The following is a 6252-nucleotide window of genomic DNA, read 5'->3' as shown; positions in this document are numbered from 1 at the left end:
GGCCGATCCCGAAGAGAAGCAAGGACCCGCGAAAGACGTCAAACACCCGCAGAGCGGAAAGCTCGAAAGCGCTTGACCTCAACACGCCGAATAGAGAAGAACCCTCCCGGGTGACCAGTCGCAGTTCTCCGCATAATGCACAGTGAGCCGGGCGCCTCTTGCCCATTGTCAGATCCTTGAACCAGATCCCGTCAGTCTGCCATGGCTGGCGATCGACGCGGTAGCTGCTGGCGGCCTTCGACCGCAAGCTCCCCACAGATTTAGTTGGCTGCAGGTCGGCCCCCTCCCCGCCGGCGGTAGCGTCGCAGGGTTGAGCGCCGTCTAGCAGCCCTGCCCGGACTTCCGAAAGCCTCCGTTATTGGGACAAGCACCCGTCCGCGTCTTCGACAAATTCAATGATGTCGACGATCACATCCCGAGCGCCGCATATGACATCAGGCGCTGCACCCGCCGCATTTCATACACAGCTGTCGCAAATCATCGTCAACATGGGTGTTGGTTTTTCACCAAAGCTTTAGATTGTAACCGGCCGCGATGGTCCGATCTTCGACCTCGAAAATTGCGGATCGAAGGGGCGAGCGATCACTTGGGGCGATCGCATCCCCAAAGAATTCAAGCCTCATGGATGTTTGGGAGGCGGAGCGTTCTTCTTCGCCATATTGTGCCGCGCCAAAGACAGCTGATCCCGTTTTCCGTCAACAGGCACGGCGGCTTGGGCGTTGTCAGCGCCCAACAATCGTGTTGTTCACCCCCGCTTCCCAGACTCACGCATCCTACAAGGTTTGATAGCTTGCGCTAACTCTCCCAGACTGATTTGTCGCTGAGTTGGGTTTGCTTCAAAAGATCCCACGGGCGCCGAGCCTGCCCCTTCCGATCATCTCGCGTAGGCCGAGATCGCCGACCAGATTGAGCGCCTCTGTCCGGAACTGCTCCTTGTCCGAAAACCGCCTCTACATTTCGGACACGCAACTGCCAGCGGCTCTTACGCGCCAGCGGCCAGTTAATCCTCGATCCCTAGGTCGGCGTTTTGGTGATTGGAAGAAAAGTCGGGCACAATGTCGCCTGCCAGCAGCTTCTCCTTGGACAGTAGTCCGGCGTCCTCGAGCGCCTCGAAATCCGGCAGCTGGCGCAGCGTCTCGAGCCCGAATTGCGACAAAAAAGTCTTCGTCGTCACATAGGTGTAGGGGGCCCCCGGCTTCGGGCTGCGCGGCCCCGAGGCGATCAGCTCCTGTCCCCGTAGCACGCCGATCAGATCGCGCGAGACCTCCTTGCCGAAGAAGGAAGACAGCTCGCCGCGCGTGATCGGCTGGAAATAGGCAATGCACATCAGCACGAGCGCCTCCGACTGCGACAGTTCTTTTGTCCCCTGCCCTGCCGTGCCAAATGCGGCGTGGATGCTGTCTCCAAAGGCCTTTTTAGTCCGGTGCTGCCAGCCGCCGGCGACCGCGACCAGCTCATAGGGGCGGCCGGTGAGCTCGGCGCGGATGTCGTCGATAATCAGCTCGAGATTGCAGTTTCTTCCCACCACCCGCGCCAGCACCTCGCGTGTCACCGGTTCGCTGGCGGCAAAGATCACAGCCTCCACCCGGCCCATCCATTCGCGCCAGCGCAGTTCCGCCGGCAGGTGCTCAAGCTCGGTGTCGACCAGCATTCGCTGGACATCCCTCTTGTCTCGCGGGCGTTTGGATCGGGCGACCTCTACCATCTTTAGAGCCCAAATATCCGGAACGAGGACCGGCCGGACAGCTCGCGCACCGCCTCCAGCGTCAACAGGCGATCGAACAGGCGTCGCGCGGCAAAGCGCGACAGGTTTTTCGTCGCCAGCGATCCGGAGACGGCGTCTTCGTTGAGCAGTAGAAAAATCACATCGCCCGCGCCCTTGGCGCGCAGTTTCGGCGCCACCGCCAAAAGCTTTTCGGCGCGGCGCGACAGCTCGGCGGCCAGCCGGCAGGCCTCCGCCGCCGCCTGGGCCAGCGCCAGGCAGATCGCAGCCTCAAACCCCTCTTGTCCCGGCCGGATTCTTTTGTCGCGCGCCTCCGTCGACCGAAATGCCGGGCCAAAAACCTGCGCCATCAGGAGCGGCAGCGGGCGCGGCCAGCGCAGGCTTTGCGCCAGCACCAGGTCGGCCAGCCACCAGGCCAAAAGCTCGGCATCGGGCCGCATGGCGACGACGTGTGCGGCGATCGCCGCGGCGGCGAACGGCGCCGGCCGCTGTGAGCCCGCCAGCTTTTCAGTCTCCGTGCAGAGGTCGGCGAGCGCCGCGCCGTCCCAATGGAGGCCGAGCTGGCCGACGATCTTTTCGAGCCGATCAAGGCTGGCGACGGGCGGCTGCAGCGACAGCTGCCGCCAGGCGGAAAAAATGGCGCCGGCGGGGCCGGGATCGGCGCCGGCCGGGCACAGATGCCAGGCGTCACGCAACGCGGCTGCGTCCTCTGCGCGGCCGGCGGGCCGCATGCTGGCGGCGGCGCAGTTGAGTGCCAGCCGCTGGCGCCAAGCACCGGACCAGGCAGGCTGCGCCCGGGCGAGCATGTCCAGCGTGCCCAAGGCGGCGCCCGCCTGGAAGGCGGCATCGGCGTCGCTGGACGCGCTGCCAGAGGCAAGCGCCCAGGCCGGGATGGTCGGCGGCAGCGTTGGGTTGGCGGTGGCGGGGTCGAGTCGAATCATGATTTCGAGGGTAAATCGCGCGTGCGCTTTCCGCCATCACTTTCGGCTTAAAACGCACAACCTGTCGGATCAAGATAACGAACGATAATCTTGCATTATCGTTCGTTTTGAAAAAAATCCCTAAGCCGGCTCAGGGACGCGCTTTTCGACCGGAAATGCTGAGAATTTCGTCTGGGAGCCAAGCCGCCGACAATCGCCAAGCTTCGGCAGGTCGTTGGGCCTTTTCGGGTCGGCGGCTCCCAGCTGCTGGCCCAGGCCGATGGCAACGACCACAGGTCATTCCATTGCAGATCAATTCTAGCGCTTTTTTGCCTTTCCGCAAGGTCGCTTCAATGGCTGTCCGCTGCCACAATTGCTGGGAGGCTCATCGAACCAGCTCGATCGCATCGCTAGCGCTTTGAAACCACAAGGAAGTTTTCCCGCGTGTAACCGAGTTCGCCTGACGATCGGGCTCGCGCCCAGCCCTGGACAGGTCGAGCAGGACGCCGAAATTCATGCCGATCGGGCCGTCAGGCGACATCTCGCGCATGCTTGTGCGGCCAAATGATTCGGGCTTTTTGGGCCTGTTTCAGCGGGCCGGAACCCCTTGCGAGGTACCGCCATTTTTGATTTTTGAATCGGTTTTCGTGAGACTGCGTGCATGCCGTCCGCGCCTGTGTCCCCCAATCCATTGATTTGCAGGCACTTGTTTCGCTGAAGGCGTGCACGCCGGTTGTCACGCAGTCTCATGAAAACTGAATCAAAACGCGCTGCCAGACCCTTTTTTTGTCACGTAGTCTCACGATTTCCGATTCACTCCCGGATCCGATGGTCGACACAGGCGCTGGCACCCGCGGGGTGGAGGGATCCGCAAGACATCCGCGCGCAACAACCGGACCACGTCTGAAGCTGGCGCGAGCGATCTGAAAAGCTCTAGCACCGGTAGAAGATCACCCGCACCGATGGCACAAGCTGGTTGAGGTAATCGAAATCCCGGATATTGTCAGTCAGGACCGTCGCCCCGAGCAAAGCGGCCTGGTGGAAGATCAGCGCATCATTGAGAAAGCGGCGTTCGTGCCCCTGCCCCGTCGGCAGCTGGGTCAGCCGGAACGACAGCCCGGCAAGCATGCCGGCGCGTCCCCACGCGGTGGCGTCGGGAGCATGAAGCCGATGCGCCGGAATGTCCTCGATCGTGTCCTCAATCACCTTCAGGACCGCCTTCGTCGTGGCGTGGGCCGGGTCGAGTCGACCAAAGACATGGGTGACTTCGGCAAGGCAAACCGCCGAGTGGTGACAGAGCCGATAGCTGAGAAGCTCATCGACCGCTTCGGGCGAGCGTCCCTGCAGGACGTCCAGATAGACACTCGTGTCAAGCAGAAGGACGCCGCCAACAGGCGGCTCGTCCCCTGCCCAGGACAGCGCGGAATCCGCTCGCCGTTCGAGCTCGGCGGTTCGCGCTTGCGGCTTGAGGGAACGCAGCGCGTTCCGCAGATCAAACGCCAAGATCGATGTCTGCGGGGATGCTGCCTTTGCGACCCACAAGGCGGGGGCCGAAGTCATCCTCAAGGGCCAGCCGCGACAAGGCAAGTTCGAGGAGTTCGGTGTCGGAGCTGACATGAGCGCGCTTCTTTGCCGCCTCGATCAGTTCCGACGACACCCTACCCGAGAGGCGCGTGTTCTTGGCCGCGCCGAGAAGGCCAACCGCCCTCGCCTGTTCGAGTGTCAGGCGATTGCGAGTGCGAGCGGCCCGTTCGTCGTTTTCGGCGGCGGCGCGTGTGGCCATGATCGTTCTCCGGACGTTGAACGAAATATAAAGACTGTTGAACGCGTATGCAAGCCGGTCGCCTGTTGGCAGCGTGGCCGCGACCTCACACTTGTGCCGCAGCCCGCGACGGACCGGACGGAGCTTGCGCGGGCAACGGCCCGTGCGACGAGCAACAAAGTGCTGCGCGTTTTGCATGTGATCGTTGGTGGACAAATCGGCTCGCAGATCGCACCTTGGGTCGCACAGAATCGTACGCCATGACATTCCCGGTAACGAGATTGATGGGCAATCCCCGCCATTTTATGAAACACACCGATCCGGCCGATACCGATGATTTGCCGGACATTGTCGATCTCGTGCTGGAGATGGGCCATCCGACGCCGCATGAACTGCGCGGTGGCGAAGAGGGAGCCCCCTCCCCTCCCCTGCCGGTTCGAGCAAAGGAACAAGAACGGTTGCCTGGCCACCTCGAGCGCTTGGCGGACCGAGCCCGCGATTATGTCGAGGCGGCGAGCTCAGCCAACACACGTCGCGCCTATGCATCGGACTGGAAGCATTTTTGCGCCTGGTGCCGTCGTCAGTCTTTTGAGCCGCTGCCTGCGGACCCGCAGATCGTCGGGCTCTACATCACGGCGCAGGCCTCGGCGCCAGGAGCAGGCAAAAAGTCGGTGTCGACGATCGAGCGCCGCCTGTCCTCCTTGACCTGGAACTATACGCAACGCGGCCAACCGCTCGATCGCAAGGATCGCCATATCGCCACCGTGCTGGCCGGGATCCGCAACAAACACGCCTCTCCTCCCCGGCAGAAGGAAGCCGTGCTGCGCGACGATCTGATCGCCATGCTGGAGACGCTCGACCGCGGCACGCTGCGGGGCTTGCGCGACCGCGCCATGCTGCTCCTGGGCTTCGCGGGCGGCCTGCGGCGCTCCGAAATCGTCGGCCTCGATGTCGGCCGCGATCAGACCGAGGATTCTTCGGGCTGGATCGAGATCCTGGAAAAGGGCGTTTTGGTCACCTTGCGCGGTAAAACCGGCTGGCGCGAGGTCGAGATCGGCCGTGGTTCCGCCGACGCCACCTGTCCGGTTGTCGCGCTGCAGACCTGGCTGAAGCTGGCGCGCATCGCCCACGGACCGCTGTTTCGACGGGTGACAGGGCAAGGCAAAGCTGTCGGCGCCGACCGGTTGAACAGTCAGGAGGTGGCGCGACTGGTCAAGCGCTCAGCATTGACCGCCGGCGTGCGTGGCGATTTGTCGGAGGGCGAGCGCGGTCAGAAGTTCTCGGGGCACTCATTGCGTGCAGGGCTGGCATCCTCGGCCGAGGTCGACGAGCGCTATGTGCAAAAACAACTCGGCCATGCCTCGGCTGAAATGACGCGCCGCTATCAGCGCCGGCGCGATCGTTTCCGTGTCAATCTCACCAAGGCCAGTGGACTGTAGGGCGCAAGCGCCCTCCCCTGCCCTTCGGATGCGGACAATGCGTTATCGCCAGGATAGCTGGTCCTTCGGCAACCGGCCGCTCGGGTCGAATACGGTTATCCTGTGCGGCAGATCCGGACCCCAGTCCCAAAGGACCAGGTTGCGATCCTCCATCTCAGCCCCCGGCGCGAAGCTCGGAACCACAATGCCGGCAATATTTCGAGGTCGCAACCGGTCGTAGATGGACCAGGACGCCGGGCGCTCTCCGTCGCTGAGAGCAGTCGCCCAGGCGCAGGCCATCTCTTCGAGCGTCACAGAAAACTCACCCCTCCCCTCTTGCGTTGTCAGATCCGCGATGTCGTCACAATCGATCTCATAGGAGCAAAGCACGCACGGATCGATCCGCTGTGCGAAGCCCTGGTTGGCTTC

The 6252-nt window shown here is 62.9% G+C and carries 6 protein-coding genes; 1 reads left to right on the top strand and 5 read right to left on the bottom strand.

The features are described from left to right. Positions 1–1000: 1000 nt before the first annotated feature. The 4 genes from scpB to ACFFNA_RS35605 all read right to left on the bottom strand — a co-directional run bounded on the left by scpB (position 1001) and on the right by ACFFNA_RS35605 (position 4426). On the bottom strand, positions 1001–1651 hold the full coding sequence (gene scpB, locus ACFFNA_RS35620; RefSeq protein WP_378924616.1) for an SMC-Scp complex subunit ScpB: 651 nt from the start codon (positions 1649–1651) through the stop codon (positions 1001–1003). A 56-nt stretch (positions 1652–1707) separates the two neighbouring features. Next, on the bottom strand, positions 1708–2664 hold the full coding sequence (locus ACFFNA_RS35615) for a DUF1403 family protein (protein WP_378924614.1): 957 nt from the start codon (positions 2662–2664) through the stop codon (positions 1708–1710). 912 nt (positions 2665–3576) lie between these two features. Beyond that, positions 3577–4146 (bottom strand): type II toxin-antitoxin system VapC family toxin, encoded by a 570-nt coding sequence (locus ACFFNA_RS35610; protein WP_378924612.1) that lies wholly within the window; start codon positions 4144–4146, stop codon positions 3577–3579. Then, entirely contained in the window at positions 4136–4426 is a 291-nt protein-coding gene (locus tag ACFFNA_RS35605; RefSeq protein ID WP_120017802.1) for a hypothetical protein, read from the bottom strand. The genes ACFFNA_RS35610 and ACFFNA_RS35605 overlap by 11 nt, the downstream gene beginning before the upstream one ends. Positions 4427–4689: 263 nt before the next feature. Here ACFFNA_RS35605 and ACFFNA_RS35600 point away from each other — a divergent pair, with 263 nt between their 5' ends. Beyond that, entirely contained in the window at positions 4690–5844 is a 1155-nt protein-coding gene (locus ACFFNA_RS35600; RefSeq protein ID WP_378924618.1) for a site-specific integrase, read from the top strand. A 42-nt stretch (positions 5845–5886) separates the two neighbouring features. Here the strand turns inward: ACFFNA_RS35600 and ACFFNA_RS35595 are convergent. Further along, positions 5887–6252 (bottom strand): RES family NAD+ phosphorylase (locus ACFFNA_RS35595; protein ID WP_378924610.1); only part of this gene is annotated, 366 nt, incomplete at its 5' end.

This window comes from Mesorhizobium kowhaii (genome assembly GCF_042431665.1).
Lineage (GTDB): Bacteria > Pseudomonadota > Alphaproteobacteria > Rhizobiales > Rhizobiaceae > Mesorhizobium > Mesorhizobium kowhaii.
The sequence above is the reverse complement of the archived record's forward strand: the minus strand, read 5'-3'. Positions and strand labels throughout refer to the sequence as shown.

Coding starts and splice junctions, on each gene's coding strand:
- ACFFNA_RS35605 (WP_120017802.1), bottom strand. CDS start 4,426: ATGGCCACACGCGCCGCCGCCGAAAACGACGAACGGGCCGCTCGCACT.
- scpB (WP_378924616.1), bottom strand. CDS start 1,651: ATGCTGGTCGACACCGAGCTTGAGCACCTGCCGGCGGAACTGCGCTGG.
- ACFFNA_RS35600 (WP_378924618.1), top strand. CDS start 4,690: ATGGGCAATCCCCGCCATTTTATGAAACACACCGATCCGGCCGATACC.
- ACFFNA_RS35615 (WP_378924614.1), bottom strand. CDS start 2,664: ATGATTCGACTCGACCCCGCCACCGCCAACCCAACGCTGCCGCCGACC.